This window comes from Aliiruegeria lutimaris (genome assembly GCF_900099935.1).
In the GTDB taxonomy this organism is placed as follows: domain Bacteria; phylum Pseudomonadota; class Alphaproteobacteria; order Rhodobacterales; family Rhodobacteraceae; genus Tropicimonas; species Tropicimonas lutimaris.
This window is the reverse complement of the sequence record NZ_FNEK01000004.1, coordinates 63366-86246: the sequence shown is the minus strand read 5'-3', so window position 1 is coordinate 86246 and position 22881 is coordinate 63366. Positions and strand designations below refer to the sequence as shown.

Annotated in this window: 18 protein-coding genes; 12 read left to right on the top strand and 6 right to left on the bottom strand. The window is 63.9% G+C overall.

Annotated elements, in window-relative coordinates; translation table 11 throughout:
- Positions 1-85: 85 nt before the first annotated feature.
- Positions 86-1009 (bottom strand): choline ABC transporter substrate-binding protein, encoded by a 924-nt coding sequence (gene choX, locus BLR85_RS03415; protein ID WP_093149529.1) that lies wholly within the window; start codon positions 1007-1009, stop codon positions 86-88.
- A 103-nt stretch (positions 1010-1112) separates the two neighbouring features.
- On the opposite strand from choX, the gene betI reads away from it, so the two are divergent.
- From betI to BLR85_RS03385, 6 genes are all read left to right on the top strand, one after another.
- On the top strand, positions 1113-1703 hold the full coding sequence (betI, locus tag BLR85_RS03410; RefSeq protein ID WP_093149525.1) for a choline-binding transcriptional repressor BetI: 591 nt from the start codon (positions 1113-1115) through the stop codon (positions 1701-1703).
- 57 nt (positions 1704-1760) lie between these two features.
- Positions 1761-3221, top strand: a complete 1461-nt coding sequence (betB, locus tag BLR85_RS03405) for a betaine-aldehyde dehydrogenase (RefSeq protein WP_093149520.1) — start codon at positions 1761-1763, stop codon at positions 3219-3221.
- A complete protein-coding gene (gene betA, locus BLR85_RS03400) occupies positions 3221-4879 on the top strand; it encodes a choline dehydrogenase (protein WP_093149516.1) in 1659 nt (552 codons plus the stop codon). The genes betB and betA overlap by 1 nt, the downstream gene beginning before the upstream one ends.
- A gap of 608 nt (positions 4880-5487) precedes the next feature.
- Positions 5488-9177: a vitamin B12-dependent ribonucleotide reductase gene (locus BLR85_RS03395; protein WP_093149511.1), complete on the top strand. Its 3690-nt coding sequence runs from the start codon at positions 5488-5490 to the stop codon at positions 9175-9177.
- 640 nt (positions 9178-9817) lie between these two features.
- Positions 9818-10414: a DnaJ domain-containing protein gene (locus tag BLR85_RS03390; protein ID WP_093149506.1), complete on the top strand. Its 597-nt coding sequence runs from the start codon at positions 9818-9820 to the stop codon at positions 10412-10414.
- A gap of 172 nt (positions 10415-10586) precedes the next feature.
- Positions 10587-12401 carry an SLC13 family permease gene (locus tag BLR85_RS03385; RefSeq protein ID WP_342028765.1) on the top strand — a complete coding sequence of 605 codons (1815 nt, stop codon included), beginning with the start codon at positions 10587-10589 and terminating at the stop codon, positions 12399-12401.
- A 9-nt stretch (positions 12402-12410) separates the two neighbouring features.
- Here BLR85_RS03385 and xth read toward each other — a convergent pair whose 3' ends face one another.
- The 4 genes from xth to BLR85_RS03365 form a co-directional block, all read right to left on the bottom strand.
- Complete coding sequence (gene xth / locus BLR85_RS03380; RefSeq protein WP_093149501.1) at positions 12411-13193, bottom strand: exodeoxyribonuclease III; 783 nt, start codon at positions 13191-13193, stop codon at positions 12411-12413.
- A gap of 83 nt (positions 13194-13276) precedes the next feature.
- The gene (locus tag BLR85_RS03375; RefSeq protein WP_093149496.1) at positions 13277-13705 is read right to left on the bottom strand and encodes an FKBP-type peptidyl-prolyl cis-trans isomerase; all 429 of its coding nucleotides are present in this window, start codon (positions 13703-13705) and stop codon (positions 13277-13279) included.
- Between the two features lie 128 nt (positions 13706-13833).
- Positions 13834-14478: a potassium channel family protein gene (locus BLR85_RS03370; protein WP_093149493.1), complete on the bottom strand. Its 645-nt coding sequence runs from the start codon at positions 14476-14478 to the stop codon at positions 13834-13836.
- A gap of 86 nt (positions 14479-14564) precedes the next feature.
- The gene (locus tag BLR85_RS03365) at positions 14565-14882 is read right to left on the bottom strand and encodes a HesB/IscA family protein (protein WP_093149804.1); all 318 of its coding nucleotides are present in this window, start codon (positions 14880-14882) and stop codon (positions 14565-14567) included.
- Positions 14883-14966: 84 nt separating this feature from the next.
- On the opposite strand from BLR85_RS03365, the gene BLR85_RS03360 reads away from it, so the two are divergent.
- Positions 14967-16106: a deoxyguanosinetriphosphate triphosphohydrolase gene (locus tag BLR85_RS03360; RefSeq protein WP_093149490.1), complete on the top strand. Its 1140-nt coding sequence runs from the start codon at positions 14967-14969 to the stop codon at positions 16104-16106.
- 116 nt (positions 16107-16222) lie between these two features.
- On the opposite strand, the gene BLR85_RS03355 is transcribed toward BLR85_RS03360, so the two are convergent.
- Positions 16223-17257 (bottom strand): fatty acid desaturase, encoded by a 1035-nt coding sequence (locus tag BLR85_RS03355; protein WP_093149486.1) that lies wholly within the window; start codon positions 17255-17257, stop codon positions 16223-16225.
- Between the two features lie 196 nt (positions 17258-17453).
- Here BLR85_RS03355 and argS point away from each other — a divergent pair, with 196 nt between their 5' ends.
- The 5 genes from argS to scpB all read left to right on the top strand — a co-directional run bounded on the left by argS (position 17454) and on the right by scpB (position 22825).
- Complete coding sequence (gene argS, locus BLR85_RS03350) at positions 17454-19199, top strand: arginine--tRNA ligase (protein ID WP_093149482.1); 1746 nt, start codon at positions 17454-17456, stop codon at positions 19197-19199.
- A 91-nt stretch (positions 19200-19290) separates the two neighbouring features.
- A complete protein-coding gene (locus tag BLR85_RS03345) occupies positions 19291-20361 on the top strand; it encodes an SPOR domain-containing protein (RefSeq protein ID WP_244520593.1) in 1071 nt (356 codons plus the stop codon).
- Positions 20358-21374, top strand: a complete 1017-nt coding sequence (nagZ, locus tag BLR85_RS03340; protein ID WP_093149478.1) for a beta-N-acetylhexosaminidase — start codon at positions 20358-20360, stop codon at positions 21372-21374. Before BLR85_RS03345 ends, nagZ begins: the two co-directional genes overlap by 4 nt.
- Positions 21367-22167, top strand: coding sequence for a segregation and condensation protein A (locus BLR85_RS03335; RefSeq protein WP_093149472.1), 801 nt, complete (start codon positions 21367-21369; stop codon positions 22165-22167). Before nagZ ends, BLR85_RS03335 begins: the two co-directional genes overlap by 8 nt.
- A complete protein-coding gene (scpB, locus tag BLR85_RS03330; protein WP_093149468.1) occupies positions 22160-22825 on the top strand; it encodes an SMC-Scp complex subunit ScpB in 666 nt (221 codons plus the stop codon). Before BLR85_RS03335 ends, scpB begins: the two co-directional genes overlap by 8 nt.
- The last annotated feature ends 56 nt before the right edge of the window (positions 22826-22881 follow it).

Below are 22881 nucleotides of genomic sequence, written 5' to 3'. Positions count from 1 at the left end.
CTCGAAGCGCTCGCCTGTTCTTCATCTTTCCAAAAATATCCCGGGGGGCTCCGGGGGGCAGCGCCCCCCGGCTTCCCTCGGAACCTCACATGCCGAGCGCGGCTTTCACCGCCGCTGCCGCGTCGCCGCCATCCTTGGTGGTAACGCCGTCGAGCCAGCCCATCCAGGCATCGGGATTGGCGCCCAACCACGCCGCCGCCGCCTTCACCGGATCCTCGCCATCGTCGAGAATCGCGCCCATGATCTCGTTCTCCATCTTGAGCGAGAAGACAAGATTGCCCAACAGCGCACCGACATTCGGGCATTCCGCAACATAGCCCGTCCGCGTGTTGGTATGCACGGTGGCGCCGCCAAGATCGGGGCCAAAGAACTCGTCGCCCCCCGTCAGGTAGCCCATCTCGAAATTGGCGTTCATCGGATGCGGCTCCCAGCCGAGGAACACGATCGGGTCGTCCTTCTTCGTCGCCCGCGCTACCTGCGCCAGCATGCCCTGCTCGGAGCTTTCCTTGACCTTGAACCCGCTCAGCCCAAAGGCGTCGCCGTCGATCATCGACTGGATCAGCCGGTTGCCGTCATTGCCCGGCTCGATACCGTAGATTTCGCCATCCAGTTCCTTTTCGAACTTGGAGATATCGGCGAAATCGGCAATCCCGAGATCCATCGCCACCTTGTTCACGGCCAGCGTGTATTTCGCCCCGGCCAGGTTCTCCCGCACCGTCTCCACAGTGCCGGCTTCGCGATAGGGGGCAATATCGGCCTCCATGGTGGGCATCCAGTTGCCGAGGAACACATCGATATCGCCCTGGGCCATCGAGGTATAGGTGACCGGCACCGAGAGCACCTTGATGTCGGTCTCGTAACCGAGCGCGTCGAGCACGAATGTCGTGGCCGCGGTGGTGGCGGTGATGTCGGTCCAGCCGACATCGGAAAAGGTGACCTTGTCGCAGGCAGCGATAGCGGCAGTGGTGGTGCCGAGCATGAGGGCGGTGGTCAGAAAGAAATGCTTCATGTTTGCGGTTTCCCTGTTTGTGGCGTTTTTGTTGATTGACGAGTCAATTAAAAACAGCCTAGTCTGCGTTTTGCAAGGCCGAGTTTGAGGAAAGCCGCACAAGATGCCAAGGGTTGGAATGGAACCTCTGCGCCGGGCGACGCTGGTCGAGGCTACCATGGCCGAGATTGGCCGCGCCGGTTCGCTCGACATCACGGTGAGCCAGATCGCGAAGCGGGCAGGGGTCTCGTCCGCGCTGGCGCATCACTATTTCGGTGGCAAGGAGACGCTGATCCTCGCCGCCATGCGCCAGCTTCTGACCGATTACGGCGTCGAGGTCCGCCAGGCCCTCTCCCCCGCCAATGGCCACCGAGATCGGTTGCGCGCCATCGTCTGCGCAGGGTTTTCCAAAGACCATTTTCGTCGGGACACCATCGCAACCTGGCTCAATTTCTACGTGCTCGCTCAACGTTCGGACGAGGCGCTGCGACTCTTGAGCGTCTATCACAAGCGGCTGCACTCCAATCTCGTCCACGACCTGCGCCCGCTGGTTGGGCCGCGCGCGGGCGATGTCGCCCGCCGCCTCGCCGGGCTGATCGACGGGCTCTACCTCCATCACGCGCTGCGCAATGACGGCACGACCGGCCCGCAAGCGGCCGCACAGGTCTGCGCAGCGCTCGAAAATGAATTGTCGAAGGCAAATGAGAACGGCTGACCGCCTCCATCCGATCCTCCGATAAAGCCAGATCACCATGCGAAAGGGACATCTCCCATGCCCATCGATCCGAAACCCACGGCAAGCCACTATATCGGCGGCGAATATGTCGAAGATACCGCCGGAACGCCCATCGACGTGATCTCTGCCCATAGCGGCGAGAAGATCGCGCAGGTCCATTCCGCCACGCCTGCGATCATCGAACGCGCGCTCACGGCGGCCGGCGAGGCGCAAGCCGCCTGGGCGGCGCTGACCGGAACCGAACGCGGCCGCATCCTGCGCCGGGCCGCCGACATCATGCGCGCGCGCAACCGCGAGCTGTCCGAACTGGAAACCTATGACACCGGCAAGCCGCTGCAGGAAACGCTCGTCGCCGACGCGACCTCCGGCGCCGACGCGCTGGAATATTTCGGCGGTCTCGCCGGCAGCCTGACGGGCGAGTACATCCCGCAGCCGGGTGGCGATTTCGTCTATACCAGCCGCGAGGCGCTGGGCGTCTGCGTGGGGTTGGGTGCGTGGAATTATCCGACGCAGATCGCCTGCTGGAAGGGCGCCCCGGCGCTGGCCTGCGGCAACACGATGGTGTTCAAGCCCTCCGAGACAACGCCGCTCTGTGCTCTGAAAATCGCCGAGATCCTGACCGAGGCGGGTGCCCCTGCAGGCGTCTATAACGTGATCCAGGGGCTGGGCGATGTCGGCGCGGCGCTGACGACCGATCCGCGCGTGGCCAAGGTCTCGCTCACCGGCTCCGTGCCCACCGGCCGCAAGGTCTATGCCGCCGCCGCCGCCGAGATGAAGCACGTCACGATGGAGCTTGGCGGCAAGTCGCCACTGGTCATCTTTGACGATGCGGACCTGGAGAACGCTGTCAGCGGCGCGATCCTGGCCAATTTCTATTCCACCGGGCAGGTCTGCTCCAATGGCACCCGTGTTTTCGTGCAAAAGGGGATCCGGGAGGCCTTCGTGAAGCGGCTTTGCGAGCGGCTGGACGCGGCGGTGATCGGCGACCCGATGGACGAGGCGACGAGCTTCGGCCCGATGGTCACCAGCGCGCAGCGCGATATTGTGCTCGGCTATATCGAGAAGGGCAAGGCAGAGGGCGCCACGCTCGCCTATGGCGGCAAGATCATCATCCGTCCCGGCAATTACATCCAGCCGACCGTATTCACCGACGTCACCGACGACATGATCATCGCCCGCGAGGAGATTTTCGGCCCCGTCCTCGCCGTGCTCGATTTCGAAGAGGAAGCGGAGGTCATCGCGCGGGCGAATGACACCGAGTTCGGCCTCGCCGGCGGCGTCTTCACGCAGGATCTCACCCGCGCCCATCGCGTCATCGCCGCGATCAAGGCCGGCTCCTGCTACATCAACACCTACAACCTTGCCCCGGTCGAGGCGCCCTTTGGCGGCATGAAAGCCTCCGGCGTCGGCCGCGAAAACTCAAAAACAGCCATCGAGCATTATAGCCAGGTCAAATCCGTCTATGTCTCGATGAATGACGTGGAGGCCCCCTTCTGATGCAGGCGGAATATGTTGTCATTGGCGCCGGGTCGGCCGGTTGCGCCACCGCCTACCGGCTCGCCGAAGCCGGCCGCAAGGTGCTGGTCATCGAGCATGGCGTCTCCGACTGGGGACCGTTCATCCAGATGCCGGCGGCGCTCTCCTACCCGATGAACATGCCGCTCTATGACTGGGGCTTCCAGACCGAACCCGAACCGCATCTGGGCGGAAGGCGGCTGGCCACCCCGCGCGGCAAGGTCGTGGGCGGCTCTTCCTCGGTCAACGGCATGGTCTATGTACGCGGTCATGCCGGCGATTTCGATCATTGGGCCGAGGCCGGCGCCGAGGGATGGTCCTTTGCCGATGTGCTGCCCTATTTCAAGCGGATGGAACACTGGCACGACGGCGGGCACGGCGGCGACCCGGACTGGCGTGGCACGGATGGCCCGCTGCACGTGACGCGCGGCCCGCGCACCAACCCGCTCCACGCCGCCTTTGTCGAGGCCGGCCAGCAGGCGGGCTACGAGGTGACGGAGGATTACAACGGCGAGAAGCAGGAAGGCTTCGGCGTGATGGAGCAGAACGTCTGGAAGGGGCGGCGCTGGTCCACGGCCAATGCCTACCTGAAACCGGCGTTGAAACAGGAGAACTGCACGCTGGTGCGTGCCTTTGCCCGGCGTATCGTGGTCGAGGACGGCCGCGCGGTGGGCGTCGAGGTCGAGCGGGGCGGCAAGGTGGAGGTGATCCGGGCCGAGCGCGAGGTGATCCTCGCGGCCAGCTCGATCAATTCGCCCAAGCTGCTGATGCTTTCCGGCATCGGCCCCGCGGCGCATCTGGCGGAGCACGGGATCGACGTGGTGGCCGACCGGCCCGGCGTCGGCCAGAACCTGCAGGACCATCTCGAGGTCTATATCCAGATGGCCGCCCGCGAGCCGATCACGCTCTACAAGTACTGGAACCTCTGGGGCAAGGCGCTGATCGGCGCGCAATGGTTGTTTACCCGCACCGGGCTGGGCGCTTCGAACCAGTTCGAAAGCGCGGCCTTCATCCGCTCGCAGGCCGGGGTCGATTATCCGGATATCCAGTATCACTTCCTGCCCATCGCCGTGCGCTATGACGGCAAGGCGGCGGCCGAAGGCCACGGCTTCCAGGCCCATACCGGCCCGATGCGCTCGCCTTCGCGCGGCGAAATCACGCTGCGTTCCGCCGATCCGAAGGAGGCGCCACGCATTTTCTTCAACTACATGTCGACCGAGCAGGACTGGGTGGATTTCCGCAGATGTATCCGGCTCACCCGGGAGATCTTCGCGCAAGACGCGTTCAAGCCCTTCGTCAAGCACGAGATTCAGCCGGGCGATGCGCTCACGAGCGATGACGAGATCGACGGTTTCATCCGCGAGCACGCCGAGAGCGCCTATCACCCCTGCGGCAGCTGCCGGATGGGACGGAAGGATGATCCGGGCGCGGTGGTCGATTCGGAATGCCGGGTGATCGGCGTGGACGGGCTGCGGCTGGCCGACAGCTCGATCTTTCCCAGAATCACCAACGGCAATCTCAACGCGCCTGCGATCATGGTGGGCGAGAAAGCGGCCGATCATATCCTTGGCCGCACGCCGCTGGCGCCTGAAAATATAGCCCCCTGGCGGCATCCCGACTGGCAGGTGGCGCAGCGCTGAAGCGTGGCGCGGCGGATGGATCATCGCGGCGCGGAGCTGTCAAGAGGCTCTGCGCAGGGGATGGTTGCCGTTGCAGAGCGGTCATTCAGACACAACATCTAGTAGCGCGGGTCAAACCGTGGGAGCCGGCGGATGACCCGCGATTTGCTGCTGTTCGTTAACGCGGGCAAGTTCAAGCATTCGTTGATATCCACAGACTAACCCCGTATTTTGCCTGACTTGCTGCGATGCGGCGCAAGATGTTGTTAATAACTGACGTTAACGAAGTGAGTCGGCCCCAGATGTTGTGGACCTGCTGGTGGTTTGCCGGTCAAGCGAAAGTTTTATGAATTCGTTCAAATTTTCTCGTTGACCAATAGTGCCTACCTACGCCAGATTGTGCGAGCGAGATGACAAGACCACAAGATATAGTGGCGATGCTCGCTAGGGACGACCACACACCGACGAAACGGGCCTAGCGCCCATTTCCATGCCCGGCGAGGGGCGTGTGCCCGTGTCTTGCGCGCTTTTTTCGGATCGCGGTGCCGGCGGCGGTGGGAAGACCCTGTCGGTATAACTTGAAAAACCGCCATCTCAACGGCGGGCAATTTAGGGGCACGGGGCGACCTATGAAAATCGAAAGAAAATTCACCACTGCAGGAGAAGATGCCTACGCCGGGCTGGCCTTCACGACGACGACCTCCGAGATCCGCAATCCGGACGGGACCGTGGTCTTCTGCCTCAAGGATATCGATGTTCCTGCCTCGTGGAGCCAGGTTGCCTCCGATGTGATCGCGCAGAAATACTTCCGCAAGGCAGGCGTGGCCGCCAAGCTGCGCCGCGTGAAGGAAAAGGGCGTGCCCGAGTTCCTGTGGCGCTCGGTGCCCGACGAGAAGGCGCTGGACGATCTGCCGGAAGGCGCGCGCTTCACCGGCGAAACCTCCGCGCGGCAGGTCTTTGACCGCCTCGCCGGCGCCTGGGCCTATTGGGGCTGGAAGGGCGGCTATTTCACCTCCGAGGAGGATGCGAGCGCCTATTATGACGAGATGCGCCACATGCTGGCCACGCAGCGCGCCGCGCCGAACAGCCCGCAATGGTTCAATACCGGCCTGCACTGGGCCTATGGCATCGACGGCCCGTCCCAGGGTCACCACTATGTCGACTACAAGACCGGCAAGCTGACCAAGTCCAACTCCGCCTATGAACATCCGCAGCCGCATGCATGCTTCATTCAGTCCGTCTCCGATGACCTGGTGAACGAGGGTGGCATCATGGACCTCTGGGTCCGCGAGGCACGCCTGTTCAAATACGGATCCGGTACCGGCACCAATTTCTCCTCGCTGCGCGCCGAAGGCGAGTCGCTCTCGGGCGGCGGCAAGTCCTCCGGCCTGATGGGCTTCCTCAAGATCGGCGACCGCGCGGCGGGCGCGATCAAGTCCGGCGGCACCACGCGGCGCGCCGCCAAGATGGTGATCTGCGACGCCGACCACCCCGATATCGAGGAATTCATCAACTGGAAGGTGAAGGAGGAGCAGAAGGTTGCCTCCATCGTCGCCGGTTCCAAGATGCATGAGCAGAAGCTCAACCTGATCTTCGACGCCATCGGCACCTGGGACGGCGACGCGGCCGACGCGGTCGATCCCAAGAAGAACCCATCGCTGAAAAAGGCGATCCGCGAGGCCAAGAAGGTTTCGATCCCGGAGACCTATGTCAAGCGCGTGCTCGACTATGCCAAGCAGGGCTATTCCAGCATCGAGTTCCCGACCTATGACACCGATTGGGACAGCGAAGCCTACAGCTCCGTCTCCGGCCAGAACTCCAACAACTCCGTCCGCGTCACCGATGCCTTCCTGCAGGCGGTGAAGGACGATGCCGACTGGGAACTGATCCGCCGCACCGATGGCCAGATTGCCAAAGTCATCAAGGCGCGCGACCTGTGGGAACAGATCGGCCACGCCGCGTGGTCCTGTGCCGATCCGGGCATCCAGTTCCACGATACCGTCAATGCCTGGCATACCTGCCCGGAAGACGGGGCCATTCGCGGCTCCAACCCGTGCTCCGAATACATGTTCCTCGACGACACGGCCTGTAACCTGGCCTCGATGAACCTGCTGACCTTCCTCAAGGACGGCGTGTTCCACGCCGAGGACTACATGCACGCCACGCGTCTGTGGACGCTGACGCTGGAAATCTCGGTGACCATGGCGCAGTTCCCGTCCAAGGAGATCGCCCAGCTTTCCTACGACTTCCGCACCCTCGGGCTTGGCTATGCCAATATCGGCGGGCTGCTGATGAACATGGGCTACAGCTACGACTCCGACGAGGGCCGGGCGCTCGGTGGCGCACTCTCCGCGATCATGACCGGTGTCGCCTATGCCACCTCGGCCGAGATGGCCGGCGAGCTCGGGCCCTTTGCCGGCTACGAGCGCAACGCCAAGCACATGCTGCGCGTCATCCGTAACCACCGCAACGCCGCGCATGGCAACAGCGAAGGCTACGAGAAGCTCGCCGTGAAGCCGGTGCCGCTGGATCACCGCTCCAACCCGGACAAGAGCCTCAACGAGCTGGCCAAACATGCCTGGGACGAGGCGCTGCGCCTCGGCGAGATCAACGGTTTCCGCAACGCACAGGTCAGCGTCATCGCGCCCACCGGCACGATTGGCCTCGTCATGGATTGCGACACCACCGGCATCGAGCCCGATTTCGCGCTGGTGAAGTTCAAGAAGCTTGCCGGTGGCGGCTACTTCAAGATCATCAACCGCTCGGTCCCGGCCGCGCTTGAAAAGCAGGGCTACACGTCCAGCCAGATCGAGGAGATCATCTCCTACGCGGTGGGCCACGGTTCGCTTGGAAATGCGCCCGGCATCAACCACACCTCGCTGGCTGGCAACGGCTTCGGCAAGGCCGAGATCAACAAGATCGAGGCGGCGCTGCCGACGGCCTTCGACATCCGTTTCGTCTTCAACCAGTGGACGCTGGGCGCGGAGTTCTGCACCGATGTTCTGGGCATCCCGGCTGAGAAGCTGAACGACCCGACCTATGACATGCTGACCGACCTTGGCTTCACCAAGGCACAGATCGATGTCGCCAATGACCATGTCTGCGGAACGATGACTCTGGAAGGGGCCCCGCACCTTCGCGAGGAGCATTACAGCATCTTCGATTGCGCCAATCCCTGCGGCAAGAAGGGCAAGCGCTTCCTGTCGGTCGACAGCCACATCAAGATGATGGCCGCGGCGCAGAGCTTCATCTCGGGCGCGATCTCCAAGACGATCAACATGCCCAATGACGCGACCATCGCCGATTGCCAGCGTGCCTATGAACTCTCCTGGAGCCTCGGCACCAAGGCCAACGCGCTCTACCGCGACGGCTCCAAGCTGAGCCAGCCGCTCGCCGCCGCACTCGTCGAGGATGACGAGGACGCGCAGGAGGTGCTGGAAACCGGCACGCCGCAGGAAAAGGCGCAGGTGCTCGCCGAGAAGATCATCGAGAAGGTGGTGGTCAAGGAGATCGTCCGCTCCCATCGCGAGAAGATGCCGGAGCGCCGCAAGGGCTACACCCAGAAGGCGAATGTCGGCGGCCACAAGGTCTACCTGCGCACCGGCGAATATGCCGATGGCTCGCTGGGCGAGATCTTCATCGACATGCACAAGGAAGGCGCGGGCTTCCGGGCGATGATGAACAACTTCGCCATCGCGGTCTCCGTGGGCCTGCAATACGGCGTGCCGCTGGAGGAGTTCGTCGACGCCTTCACCTTCACCAAATTCGAGCCGGCGGGCATTGTTCAGGGCAACGACTCGATCAAGAACGCCACCTCGATCCTCGACTATATCTTCCGCGAATTGGCGGTCTCCTATCTCGACCGTACCGACCTCGCCCATGTGAAACCCTCGGGTCATACTTTCGATGATCTCGGCAAGGGGGATTACAACGAGGGCCTGGCGAATGTCGCGGAACTCTCCGAATCTGCAGCGAGCAAGTCCCTCCAGGTACTCAAGCAGATCTCCTCGACCGGTTACCTGCGCAAACGGCTTCCCCAAGAGCTGGTTGTCCTGCAGGGCGGTGTCCAGGGAATGGCCGGCGGCATCGCACTGGACGGTGCCGCCGACCCGCTCGCAACGCTTCAGACGCTGGTGCCGGAAACGACCGCCAGCACCCAAACCTCGGTCGGCGCCATCGCCACGATGGACAACCGCACCAAGGCTCGAATCCAGGGCTTCGAAGGCGAGGCCTGCGGTGATTGCGGGAACTACACGCTGGTGCGCAACGGCACCTGCATGAAATGCAACACCTGCGGTGCCACTTCGGGCTGCAGCTGAGCATATACCAAGTCATCTCCGCTTCCCCGGAGGTGATGCGGGTTCCGGGGCGGGTGCGCTCGCTCCGACGGCGGATCAGGCCGCAGGCAGAAAACCGAGCGGTACAAAAAACCGAGCCTGATAAGCCAAACTGGGGCGCCTCCGGGCGCCCCGTTTTCTTTTCCGGGCTGTCGGCCGGGAGTTTCCTCAGCAGATCGCCAGAATAGGTACGGACCGGAGTTGCCTGCAACTTCGCCCTCGCCCGAGGCGTTGGATCGGACTGCCTTGAAGCCACCTTTGACCTTGGCATGGCCGATATCGGGCGCCCCGAAAGCCAGCCTTAGGGCCAGAAACGGCATCCGTGCGATACGGAGTGCCATTGGTCTTGGGCCCGGACGGCGCAGAATATGGCGTCTTTCGAATTGGAACAGTTTCGAGCGCCAGCGGTCGGGACCGACGATTCGGTTCCGGGCCGGAATTCGACACATTCGTGAGGCGAATTGTGACATCGGTTTGTCCCAGGCCCGCGGAACGCAACATCAATCTTTTGCTTCAAGGCGGTTTGTTCAGGATATTGATCCAATAGATTCAAAGGTTTGACAGAAATGTGTCGGAAGCGCAAAGTTGTGTCCATATTCCGCCGCATTATGGACCAAAGCTAATGACCCCCATTGAGAGAGTTCGCGCACGATTTGCCGCCGCCGAGGTCCTCGGTGTGACGCAGCACGCAGATACCGGAGAGATCCGCACCGCGTGGCAGCGGGCGGCGCGCAGCCTTCATCCCGACCGTGCCGGTGGCGACAAGAATCGTTTTGTCCAGGCGCGGGCGGCCTTTGAATGTCTTGCCGGCGATCAGGACGGTGCAAAGACCACCCGCCCGGAGATCCGCAGCAAGAGAACGACGCTCCGCCGGCCAACCGTGGCGAGACGCGAGATGATGATGGATCCGGAAGACTACATGAATTGTGTGGAGATCCTGGAAGATAATCCCGAGCGCACGGATGCCGACCATGTTCCCGTCGACATCGTCCAGACCGGGCGGTCGCTTGTTTTTCGTGTGTCGGCGCCGCTGGTGGATGGGGTGAACCGGGTGGCCGTGCCGACAGGCGTGCTGCAGCCGCACCTGCGCAGCAAGCCGACGATCCTGAAATTCCGCTCCCGCAAGGCCGGCGCGGGAGAAATCCATGTCCCCGATGTGCTGCTGGAGCAGCGGTTTCCGGGCACGCGTTCCGTCAAGATCGAATTCACCGGCGCGTGAGTCTGGCGAAACGATTTCGGGCCTCCTGACGGATTGATCCGTTCGGAGCCGGTCGGTACATATCGATCAGGGCGGCGGTGATAAACACCCGCCGACGGGCGTCCTTCGGCGCCCGTTTTCATCCCCACCGGAGCACTGCGACAAATACACTGGGGGCGGGGGTGTTTTTCCCTTGGTTGCCGTCCTGCATGGCGGCAGACTGGCCGTCGCCATGCCAAGCGACCAGACTCTCATTTTCCTGATATTCGCCGCGGTATTCGGTCTGCTCATCCACGGGCGGGTCCGCTACGATCTCGTGGCGTTCGCGGCGCTGGTCGTCGCAACCGCGCTCGGGCTGGTGCCGGTCGACGGAATGTTCTCGGGCTTCGCGCATCCGGCGGTCGCGATCATTGCGCTGGTGCTGATCGTTTCCCGCGGGCTGATGAACTCGGGCGCGGTGGAGCTTCTGGCGGCGCACCTTATCGACAGCGACCGCCCGGTCCCGTTGCATATCGCCGCGATGGCGACGGTCGGCGCTGCACTCTCGGCGGTGATCAACAACGTCGCCGCGCTGTCGCTGTTGATGCCGCTGGACATGGAGGCCGCACGCAAGGCTAAACGCGCGGCGGGACAGACGCTGATGCCGCTCTCCTTCGCCACGATCCTCGGCGGCATGGTCACGCTGATCGGGACGCCGCCCAATATCGTCATCGCCGGCTACCGGCAGGACGCGCTCGGCGCGCCATTCGGGATGCTGGATTTTGTCCCGGTCGGGCTTGCCGTCTCCGTGGCCGGCGTTGCCTTCGTGGCGCTGGTGGGCTGGCGGCTGCTGCCGCGGCGGGAAGGCGTGGGCGTGTTCGTCTCCGAGGCGGCGCAGGGGCGCTATACCGCCGAGCTTCGGGTGGGCGAGAAGGCAGCCGATGGCGAGACAATGGTAAGCGAGCTCTATCCGCTGGCCGATGAGCTCGATCTCAACATCCTCGGTCTCGTCCGCTCCGGGCGCCGCAGGCCCGGCTTCGCCGCGCGCGAGCCGATCCGGCCGGGCGATTTCATCGTCGTCGAGGGTGATCCCAAGGCGATCGAGACCTTCATGGGGCAGGCGGCGCTGGATTTCGTCGGCTCCGAGAACCACAAGGGGGGCGTCGCCTCCGAAAGCCTCACGCTGGCCGAGGCGATCGTGCCGGAAGGGGCGCGGATCGCCGGCCGCACCGCCCGCAGCCTGCGGCTGCTCTACGGCCATTCGGTGACGCTGCTCGGGGTCGCGCGCAACGGCCAGCGGTTTCATGACAGGGTGCGCCTGCTGACGATCCGCCCCGGCGACGTGCTGCTGCTGCTGGGAACGCCCGAACGCATCGCCGCTGCGACGTCCTGGCTGGGCGTACTGCCGCTCGAAGGCCGCAAGACTGCGGTCGTGCAACGCTCGAAGGCCGGGTTTGCCCTGGGCATCTTCGGCCTCGCCATTCTGCTGGCGGTGGCCGGTGTCGCGCCGCTCCTGCTGGCGCTGGCCGGCTGCGTCGTTGCCTATGCAGCGCTCGGGCTGGTTGGCGGGCGGGAGGTCTACGAGGCGGTGGAATGGAAAGTGATCGTCCTGCTGGCAAGCCTGATCCCGCTGGCCGATGCCTTCGAGCGTTCCGGGGGCGCGGAGCTGATCGCGGGGAGCATTGTCGGTTTCACCGGCGGCTGGCCTGCCTGGAGCACGCTGGCGGTGCTGATGGTGGTGACGATGACGCTGTCGGACTTCCTCAACAATGTCGCCACCACGCTGATCGCGGCACCAATCGGGGTCGGGCTGGCGCAGGCCACCGGCACCAACCCCGACGCCTTCCTGATGGGCGTGGCCGTCGCCGCATCCTGCGCCTTCCTCACGCCCATCGGGCACAAGAACAACACGATCATTCTCGGACCGGGCGGGTATCGCTTCGGAGATTACTGGCGGATGGGCCTGCCGCTCGAGCTGCTGGTGCTCGCTGTTGCCTTGCCGGTGATCCTGGTGGTCTGGCCGCTCTGAGCGGCCCGCTCAGATGTCCAGTTCCACCCAGATCGGCACATGGTCCGACGGTTTCGGACGGTTGCGGATCTCCTTGTCGATCCGGCAATCGAGCAGACGGTCGGCGGCCTGTGGCGTAAGCAGGAAATGGTCGATCCGGATGCCGTCATTGCGGTCCCAGGCGCCGGCCTGGTAGTCCCAGAAGGTGTAATGGCCCGGTCCGCGGGTTCGGGCACGGAAGGCCTCCGTGAAGCCGAGATTGACAATCTCGCGGAAGGCGCGGCGGCTTTCGGGCCTCGCGAGTGCATCCTCCTGCCACACCTCGGGCCGCGCGGCGTCCTCGTCGAGCGGAATGATGTTGTAGTCGCCTGCCATCAGCGCCGGCTCCTCGGCGGCCATCAGCTCGGCGGCACGGGCCTTGAGCCGCTTCATCCAGCCCAGCTTGTAGTCGTATTTGGGGCCGGGGCAGGGGTTGCCATTGGGCAGGTACAGCCCGCAGAGGCGAATGGCCGACGTCTCGCCCACCACGGTCGCCTCGATCCAGCGGGCCTGTTCGTCCTCGTCGTCACCGGGAAGGCCGCGGGTCACGTCCTCCAGCGGCAGTTTCGACAGGATCGCCACGCCGTTGAAGCCCTTCTGGCCGTGGGTTTCGACATTGTAGCCGCGCTCCTCGAAGAGCTCGCGCGGGAAATTCTCGTCGACCGACTTGATCTCCTGCAGCAGCGCCACGTCCGGCTGCGCCTCGTCCAGCCAATCGCACAGGGCCGGATGTCGCGCCTTGATGCCGTTGATGTTGAAAGATGCGATCTTCATGCCCGCTCCCCGGTCGACGCCTCGCCGGGCCGCACGCCCGGGCTCACAGAAAGCCCGGGAATGGGGGCGGGGTCAACCGCTTGTCAACCGATGGAAACCAGCTCGACCTCGAAGGTCAGGTCCTTGCCGGCGAGCGGGTGGTTGGCGTCGAGGGTAACGATCTCTTCGTTGAACTCGATAACCGTGAACTGGATGATCTGCCCATTCGGGGCCTGCGCCTGCAGGGTGAGGCCGGCTTCGAGCGGGATATTGTCGGGGATTTCGCCGCGCGGAACCTTTTGCAGGCGCGTGGGGTCCGCCTCGCCATAGGCCTCGGTGCAGGGAATATTGACGGTCTTGGTCTCGCCGATCTCCATGCCGGGCATGGCCGCGTCCAGTCCGGGGATGATCTGGCCGCTGCCGATCACGAACTCGAGCGGTTCGCGGCCTTGCGAGGAGTCGAAAGTGGAGCCGTCGGTCAGTGTACCCGTGTAGTGAATCCGGACAGTATCGCCCGTTTTGGCGGTGCTCATGGGAGCCTCTCAATCTGGGATGGGGGATGAATTTGCAGGGGCAGCCTGTCTGGCCGGTGCCCTTTTGAGTGTGCCCAATACACTAAAGGGGCGGGCCGGGCGATGCAAACCGTTTGCCGGAACGCAGTTCAGCGAGGATGCGTCGACTTGAGATTGCCGACGATACTGCCAACCATGACAGCTACGTAGAGCACGCCCACCACCGCCTCGAACCCCGCGGCCATCATCGCGAGCGGGGTTAGGGGAAGAATGTCGCCATAGCCGAGCGTCGTCACGGTGACGAGGCTGTAATAGAGCATGGTGGACCAGATATCCGCGCCTTCCGGCATTGCGAAGGAGCCGGGAAAGCTGCGCTCGATCTGGACGTAAAGCATCGCCCAAGCCATCGCGAGCAGCAGGTAACCGAAAAACGCCCCGAGCAGGGTTTCGATATTGCCACGCCCCTCGAGCAGCAGGACGCGGAACGTAATCGCAAGCGCGCCAAGCACGAGGATCACGGAGAGATAGGCGAGGTTTTCGCTCATCCGAACGCCGGAAACGGCCAGAACCGAATGGGCAAACCAGATAAGCGCAAGCGCCCCGCCAGCGGCGCGGAGCCAGCGGGCCTTGGCGCTCAAGATGATCGATCCAACGATGGTCAACTCGAACAGGACAAGGCTTGTCACTTCCACGAGCTTGGATGAGCCGAAGAGCGGCACCAACAGGAATGATGAAACGAGCAGGAGCAACATCACGCCCCAGTGAATGCTGGCTCTCTCCTCTTCCGTTTCCATTGTCCGGCTCCTCTTGTTTCTCGCCCGGGCAGGTTACGAGAGGCTATCGCGCAGGACGAGGAAAAATTCCGGTCTTTGGCGGGCTTTTACATCGAGAAACTGGTGCCGCAGCCGCAGGAGGAGGTGGCGTTGGGGTTCTCGATGGTGAAACGCGCGCCGATCAGTTCGTCGGAGAAATCGATGACGGCGTTTTCGAGGAAGGGCAGGGAGACGGAATCCACCACCACCTTTTGCCCGTGGCCCTCGATCACGAGGTCATCCGGCTTCGGCGCGTCGAGCGTGATTTCGTATTGAAAACCGGAACAGCCGCCGCCCTCGACCGCCACGCGGAGGGCCTGCGGGGCGGCATCAATCTCGGCCAGGCGCTCGAAAGCGCGTTCCGTCACCTTGGGGGGCAGGGTCAACTGCATGAAATGGCTCCAATGTCCCGTCGCATTCCGTCAATATATTGGATATATGGCGCAGAGAACGGCTCAACAAGGATTCCCATGAACCTCGCCCGTTATGCCTGCGACCCTGCCGACAGCCGAGGGCGGCTGTACAAGGAGGAAATGAGCACGTTTCGCTCGCCCTTCCAGCGTGATAGGGACCGCATCATCCACTCCTCCGCCTTTCGCCGGCTCAAGCACAAGACGCAAGTGTTCGTCGAGCATGAGGGGGATTATTTCCGCACCCGGCTTACCCATTCCATCGAGGTAGCGCAGGTGGCCCGCACCATTGCCGGCACGCTGGGGCTGAACCAGGAGCTGACCGAAGCGGTTGCGCTGGCGCATGACCTTGGGCACACGCCCTTCGGTCATACCGGGGAGGATGCGCTGCACAAGCTGATGGCGCCGCATGGCGGCTTCGATCACAACGCGCAGGCCATTCGCATCGTGACCGCGCTGGAGCGCCATTATGCCGGGTTCGACGGGCTGAACCTGACATGGGAGACGCTGGAAGGGATCGCCAAGCATAACGGACCGGTGACCGGGCCGCTGCCCTACCGGCTCAAGGAATACAACGCGCTGCATGACCTGGAGCTGCACACCCATGCCAGTGCCGAGGCGCAGGTGGCGGCGATTTCGGACGATATCGCCTATAACAATCACGACCTTCTGGACGGGTTGCGCGCGGGGCTGTTCAAGGATGCCGAGGTCTCGACCCTGCCGATCGTCGGGCCGGCCTATGCGGAGGTGGACGCGCTCTGGCCGGATCTGGACGTGAAGCGGCGGCGGCACGAAGCGCTGCGGCGGGTCTTCGGCGTGATGGTAACCGACGTGATCGACACCTCCCGACGGCTTCTGGCCGAGGCGGGGCCGAAATGCGCGCAGGACGTGCGCGACTACGGCAAGCCGGTCGTACGGTTCTCCCGGCCTGTCTGGCTGCAGATCGAGGCGATCCGGGCGTTCCTGTTCTCGCGCATGTATCGTGCCCCCGCGGTGATGGCGGAACGCGCGCGGGTAAGCCGCGTGGTAGAGGATCTCTTCCCGCTCTTCATGAGCGACCCCTCGTTGATGCCGGCGGCCTGGCAGGAAGACGTGGCTCTTGCCGAGGGGCCGACGGCGCTGGCGCGGGTGGTGGCCGATTACGTGGCCGGCATGACGGACCGCTTCGCGCTACAGGAACACGCGAGGCTCTGCGGGTAAGGCACGCCGGCATCTGGGCGATGCCGACATTCACTAGGCGCTCGGCACCACCTGCTTGAGGATCGGATTGTCCGTCACATCAAGCGTGGATTGCCTGCTACGAGGTCCTCTGACGCTCAGCCGTGAAGCGCGCGGGCTTCCGAGAACGACACGAGCCGCTTGTTGTCCGCGTCCCACAGCTTCAGCTTCACCGTCGACAGGCTTTGCGCAATTGTCATCCGGTTGCACTGAGCCAGTTCCGAGTGATCGTGAAGAACTTCCGGCAGGCGGTAGAACGGAATCCGGCTGTAGAGGTGATGCACGTGGTGGATCCCGATATTGGCCGAGATCCATTGCAGGACCGAAGGCAGCACATAGTGTGAGCTTCCGTGCAGTGCGGACTCGTGCAGCTGCCAGTTCTCTTCCGACTCCCATTGCGTGTGCTCGAATTGGTGCTGCACGTAGAAGAGCCATACCCCCGCAGTGGCGGCGATCAGGGTCGATGGCAGGAAGATCAAAAGCAATGGCATCGCTCCGCCGAGATACCAGATCAGCGCGACGGCAAGCAAAATGGCGAGATTCGTGGCCATCGAACTGAACCAGTATCTCGCGCTGTTCATGAACCCCAATGGCAGCCGGTTCTCCAGAAGGAAGAGATAGCTGGGCCCGAAGCCGAACATGGTCACCGGATTACGGTAGAGACGGTACTTGAAGCGGCCGAACAGCGTCAGAGCGGAAAACTCCTCGACGGTCAGGGTCAGGATATCGCCAATGCCCCGCCTGTTCAGGTTGCCCGCGGAACTATGATGGATCGAATGCGACCGGCGCCAGACGTCGTAGGGCGTGAGCGTAAGTACGCCGATGCAGCGGCCAACCCAGTCGCTGACCATCCGGTTCGAGAAAAACGAGCCATGCCCGCAATCATGTTGGATCGCGAAAAGACGCAGCAGGAAAGGCGCGATCAGAAGCGAACTTCCGAAGGCGAGCCAATTGCTGATCGACAACGCGTACACGGCGATCCCCCAGAACAACACGAATGGAATGGCTGTAATTGCCAGTTCGATGGTGCTGCGGCGGTTGCTCGGCTCGCGGTAGTGGGCCAGAATCTTGACCCAGTCTTTGGCTTGTTTGGGACTCGGTTGAGCCCCGATATTGTCTGAAGGTTCGATCATGCGCCTACTTTGTTGTTGTCAGGAAAGCCGATAACCTATCAGCGCCCCGACACAAGCGAATTCCTCACGCGGCAGATGCAGGCCCGGATCCGGCCGACGCGCGCGCGCTCCATGTATTGGCCCGCCAAGAGCCCCCACCATTGACCCCGCCCGTACCCGTGATACACCGCCCGGCAACGCCAGCGGAGCCTGATCCATGAACATTTATGCCGATATCCGTACCCTCGTGACCGATGCGCTGGACGCGCTGGTAGCCGAGGGTGTTCTGCCCGAGGGGCTGGACTTCTCCAATGTCGCCGTCGAGCCGCCACGCGATCCGCTGCATGGCGACATGGCGACCAATGCCGCGATGGTTCTGGCCAAGCCCGCCAAGCGCAAGCCGCGCGATATTGCCGAGGCACTGGCCGCGAAACTGGCCGATGACGAGCGCGTTGCCACCGTGGACGTGGCTGGACCCGGTTTCCTGAACCTGCGGCTTGCCGGGCCGGTCTGGGCCGGCGTGGTGCGCGCGGTGCTGGAGCAGGGCGCCGACTATGGCCGCTCCGACATGGGGCAGGGCAAGCGGGTCAACGTGGAATATGTCTCTGCCAACCCGACCGGGCCACTGCATGTGGGCCATACCCGCGGCGCGGTTTTCGGCGATGCGCTGGCCTCGCTACTGGATTTCGCCGGCCATGAGGTGACACGGGAATACTACATCAACGATGGCGGCGGGCAGGTCGATACGCTCGCCCGCTCGGTCTATCTGCGCTACCTCGAAGCGCATGGAAAGGAAGTGGCCTTCCCGGACGGCACTTATCCCGGGGATTACCTGATCGCGGCGGGCGAGGCGCTGAAGGAAAAGGTGGGCGATGCGTATGTCGACCAGCCCGAGGAGGTCTGGCTGCAGGAGGTTCGTAACTTCGCCACCGACGCGATGATGGAACTGATCCGCGAGGACCTGGCCGCACTCGGCGTGAAGATGGACAAGTTCTTCTCCGAGAAATCCCTCTATGGCACCGGCCTGATCGAGGCAGCGCTGGCCTCGCTGGAAAGCAAGGGCCTGATCTACGAGGGCGTGCTGGAGCCGCCGAAAGGCAAGAAGCCGGAAGATTGGGAGCCGCGCGAGCAGACGCTCTTCAAATCCACGGAGCATGGCGATGATGTCGACCGCCCGGTGAAGAAATCGGACGGCTCCTGGACCTATTTCGCGCCCGATATTGCGTACCACTTCGACAAGGTGGAGCGCGGCTACGATGCGTTGATCGACATTTTCGGCGCCGACCATGGCGGATACGTCAAGCGGATGAAGGCGGCGGTGTCGGCGCTCTCCGATGGCAAGGTGCCGCTCGATATCAAGCTCACGCAGCTGGTGAAGCTCTACAGGAATGGCGAGCCCTTCAAGATGTCCAAGCGCGCGGGCACCTTCGTGACGCTGCGCGACGTGGTGGACCAGGTGGGCGCGGATGTGACACGTTTCGTCATGCTCACCCGGAAGAACGATGCGCCGCTCGATTTTGACTTCGCCAAGGTGCTGGAGCAGAGCAAGGATAACCCGGTTTTCTACGTCCAATACGCCCATGCCCGGGTGAAATCGGTGCTGCGCAAGGCCGAGGCCGCGGGCATCGCCGTGGATGACGCAACGCTTGCCGCGGCCGACCTGTCGGGCATGACCCACGAGGCAGAGCTGTCCCTCGCGGCGAAAGTGGCCGAATGGCCACGCCTGCTCGAGATCGCGGCCCGTACTCATGAGCCGCACAGAATTGCCTTCTATCTCTATGAGTTGGCAGGCGATCTTCACGCACTCTGGAACCGTGGGAACGACGAGACGGAGCTGCGATTCCTGCAGGAGGACGATCCTGCCACGTCGCAGGCGAAAATTGCGCTCGCGCGTGCCGTCTCCGTTGTGATTTCCACCGGTCTTGGTATCTTGGGTGTGACCCCGGTTGAAGAAATGCGCTGATAAACGGCGCCGCGGGGCAAAGGCAGGCAAGCAATAGCCCCGCTGCGGTTCGTTTTCGATCTCGCGCGGGCGAGAAATGAGGCGCAGTGACATGAACCGGGGACAGGCCCACGGTTCCGGAGCTTATGAACCGGCTCAGGAATCCTATCATCACGAAATTTACGATGACGGAATGCAGGTGCAGTCCGAGAACTACCGCGCGGGCGGACCGGGAAAACTGCGCCTTCTCGCGCATGTGACCGGTACGCTCCTGTCGCTGGCGGTGATCGGCACCGGTGGCTATTGGGGATACAAACAGATCATGCGCGATGTGCACGGCGTTCCGGTCGTGCGCGCGCTCGAAGGGCCAATGCGGGTTGCGCCGGATGATCCGGGCGGACAGATCGCGTCGCATTCGGGGCTCTCGGTCAATGGCGTGCAGGCCTCCGGGGCGGCTTCGCCGCCCGAGGAGCGCCTGACACTGGCGCCAGCACCGGTGGACCTGTCGGAGGAGGACCTGCCTCTCGGGCAGTTGACCGCCTCGACCAAGGACGGCGATCTCGAACTCGCCAGCTCGGCCGAGGCTGACGATGCGGAATTGCTGCCGCCGGACGAGTCGGCGCAACTGGCCAGCCTGAGCCAGGAATTTCCCGCCGATGACCCGATTGCGCGGGCGATTGCGCTGGCAAATGCCAGTATCGCCGGCGCGACGCCGTTGAGCGAAGCGGAAACGGGGGCGGAGCCGGTCGAAGCCAGCGCCCAGGATGAAGCGTTGCCAGAGGTCCGGACCGTCCAGGTCGTGACCGGCCCCGGCGTGGCCCTGTCGCCGCGCCCGCTGGCACGCCCGACATCGCGCGCACCGGTGGTGTTGGCCTCTGTGTCCGCGACTGTATCCGCGACCCCGGCTGTCATGGACGCCGCCGAGGTGCCGAAGGGCACGCGGCTGGTCCAGCTTGGTGCCTTTGACACCCCCGAGGAAGCCCGCACCGCCTGGGGCAAGATCTCGGGCAAGTTCGACGGCTTGATGGTGGACAAGACGCAGGTTGTGGTCGAGGCCAAGGCCGGTGGGCGGACGTTCTGGCGGCTGCGCGCGATGGGCTTTGCCGATCTGTCCGATGCGCGTCGCTTCTGTGCCGCTCTGGTGGCCGAGCGAACCGACTGCATCCCCGTGGTCGCCAAGTGAGCGCGCTCGCGGCGGCGATCCTGGGCTGTTCCGGCCCGCGCCTGCTGCCGCAGGAAAGGGATTTCTTCGCCGAGGCGCCGCCTTGGGGCTTCATCCTGTTTGCCCGCAATGTCGAGGAACCGGGGCAGCTTGCCGCCCTGACCGCCGATATGCGTGCGGCCGTGGGGCGAGAGGCGCCGATCCTGATCGATCAGGAAGGGGGGCGCGTGCAACGGATGCGCCCACCGCATTGGCGTCTGTGGCGCCCGCCGCTGGAGCAGATGCACGCCGCCGAGGGTCTGGAAAACGCGGCGCGGGCTATGTTTCTGCGCCATCGGCTGATCGCCGAGGAGTTGCGCGCCGTCGGTATCGACGTGAACTGCGCCCCCACCGCCGACCTGGCCCGCCCCGAAACGCATTCCTTCCTGCGCAACCGTTGTTTCGGCGAAGATGTCGCCAGCGTTGTGACCGGCGCGCGGGCGGCGGCAGAGGGGCTGATGGCGGGCGGCGTTCTGCCGGTGATCAAGCATATTCCCGGCCATGGGCGAGCGCGGCTGGACAGCCACCTTGCCCTGCCGGTCGTGGAGGCCGATGCGGCGGCGCTGCGGGCGGAGGATTTCGCGCCCTTCAAGGCGCTGGCGGACCTGCCATTGGCGATGACCGCACATCTGAAATACCTGGCCTTCGATGCCGAGCGCCCCGCGACGCAATCGCCGGAGATGATCTCTTTGATCCGGCAAGAGATCGGTTTCGACGGGCTGTTGATGAGCGACGACCTCTCCATGGAAGCGCTCGATGGCGGCGTGGCCGAGCGCAGCGCGGCCTCCATTGCCGCCGGATGCGATCTGGTCCTGCATTGCAACGGCGAGATGGGCGAGATGGAAGCGGTGATCGGCGCGGCTGGCGCGCTTGAGGGGCGGGCGCTCGACCGCGCAAACTCGGCGCTGGATCGCCGCTCGGCCGCGCAGGCGATTGACATTCTTGCGGTGGAAGAGGAACTTCGCATCCTTCTGGGCGGAGAGGTCTATGGCTGAGGACATGGTGCAGGCGGTGAAGAACGAAGCGGTGGCCGAAAGGCTCGCCGCCGAGGCTCTCATTGTCGATGTCGATGGCTATGAAGGCCCGCTGGACCTGCTGCTGACGCTCGCGCGCACCCAGAAGGTGGACCTGCTCAAGATCTCGGTTCTGAAGCTCGCCGAGCAATACCTGACCTTCGTGGAGAAGGCCAAGACGCTGCGCATCGAACTGGCGGCGGATTACCTCGTCATGGCCGCGTGGCTCGCCTTTCTCAAGTCGCGCCTGCTGCTGCCGCCCGAGCCGGGCGAGGACGGGCCGACCGGCGACGAGTTGGCGGCGCACCTCGCCTACCAGCTCGAACGCCTGCAGGCGATGCGCGACGCGGCAGCCAAGCTGATGGCCCGCGACCAGAAGGGCAAGGATTTCTTTATCCGCGGCGAGATCGAGACGGTGGAGCGCAAGCGCACGGTCACCTACAGCGCCTCGCTGCTGGACCTGATGCAGGCCTATGCCCGGATCCGCACCAAGGACGATTTCCGCCCCTTCGTGATGGACCGCAAGAACCTCTTCACGATGGAGGAGGCGCTGGCAAGGCTGAAGCCGCTGGTGGGCTACGCCGGGGAATGGACGGACCTAATGTCCTACCTGCCCGAGGGCTGGGAGCTGGACCCGGTGCGCCGGCGCACGGCCACGGCGGCCACCTTTGCCGCCTCGCTGGAATTGGTGAAGGCGGGCAAGATCTCCATTCGCCAGACCGAGACCTTTGCCCCGATCCAGATCCGGGCATCCCAGGAGCGGCGCGATGGCTGAACATGATGAGAGCCTTGCCCAGCCCGAGGAGAGCCTGTTCGAGGCCCCGCCCGAGGGTGAACAGGAGCGTATGGTCGAGGCGATCCTCTTTGCCACCGCCGAGCCGATCACGGTGGGCGAGCTGAACGCTCGGATGCCGCATGGCGCGGATGCGATCACGGCGCTGGAGCGGTTGCGCAAACGCTACGAGGGCAGGGGCGTAAACGTGGTGCGTATCGCCGACCGCTGGGCGATCCGGACCGCGCCCGATCTCGGCTTCCTGATGCAGAAGGAAACGGTGGAAACCCGCAAGCTGTCGCGCGCGGCCATCGAGACTCTGGCGATCATCGCCTATCACCAGCCTGTCACACGGGCCGAGATCGAGGAGATCCGCGGTGTTTCCGTCTCGCGCGGCACGATCGACCAGTTGCTGGAAATGGAATGGATCCGCTTCGGCCGCCGCCGGATGACGCCGGGTCGGCCGGTGACTTTCGTGGTCACGCCCGGCTTCCTCGACCATTTCGGCCTGGAGAGCGCCCGCGACCTGCCCGGTCTGCGCGACCTGCGCGCCGCGGGCCTGCTCGACAACCGTCCGCCACCCGGCTTCGGCATGGAAGAGGGCGATGGCGGCGAGGACGACCAGCCCGACATGTTCGAGGATGAGGACGGCGAAGACTGAGCCTGCGACCGCAAGGTCTCAATCCGGAAAAATCCGTATCGGACCCGTTGGCGCAG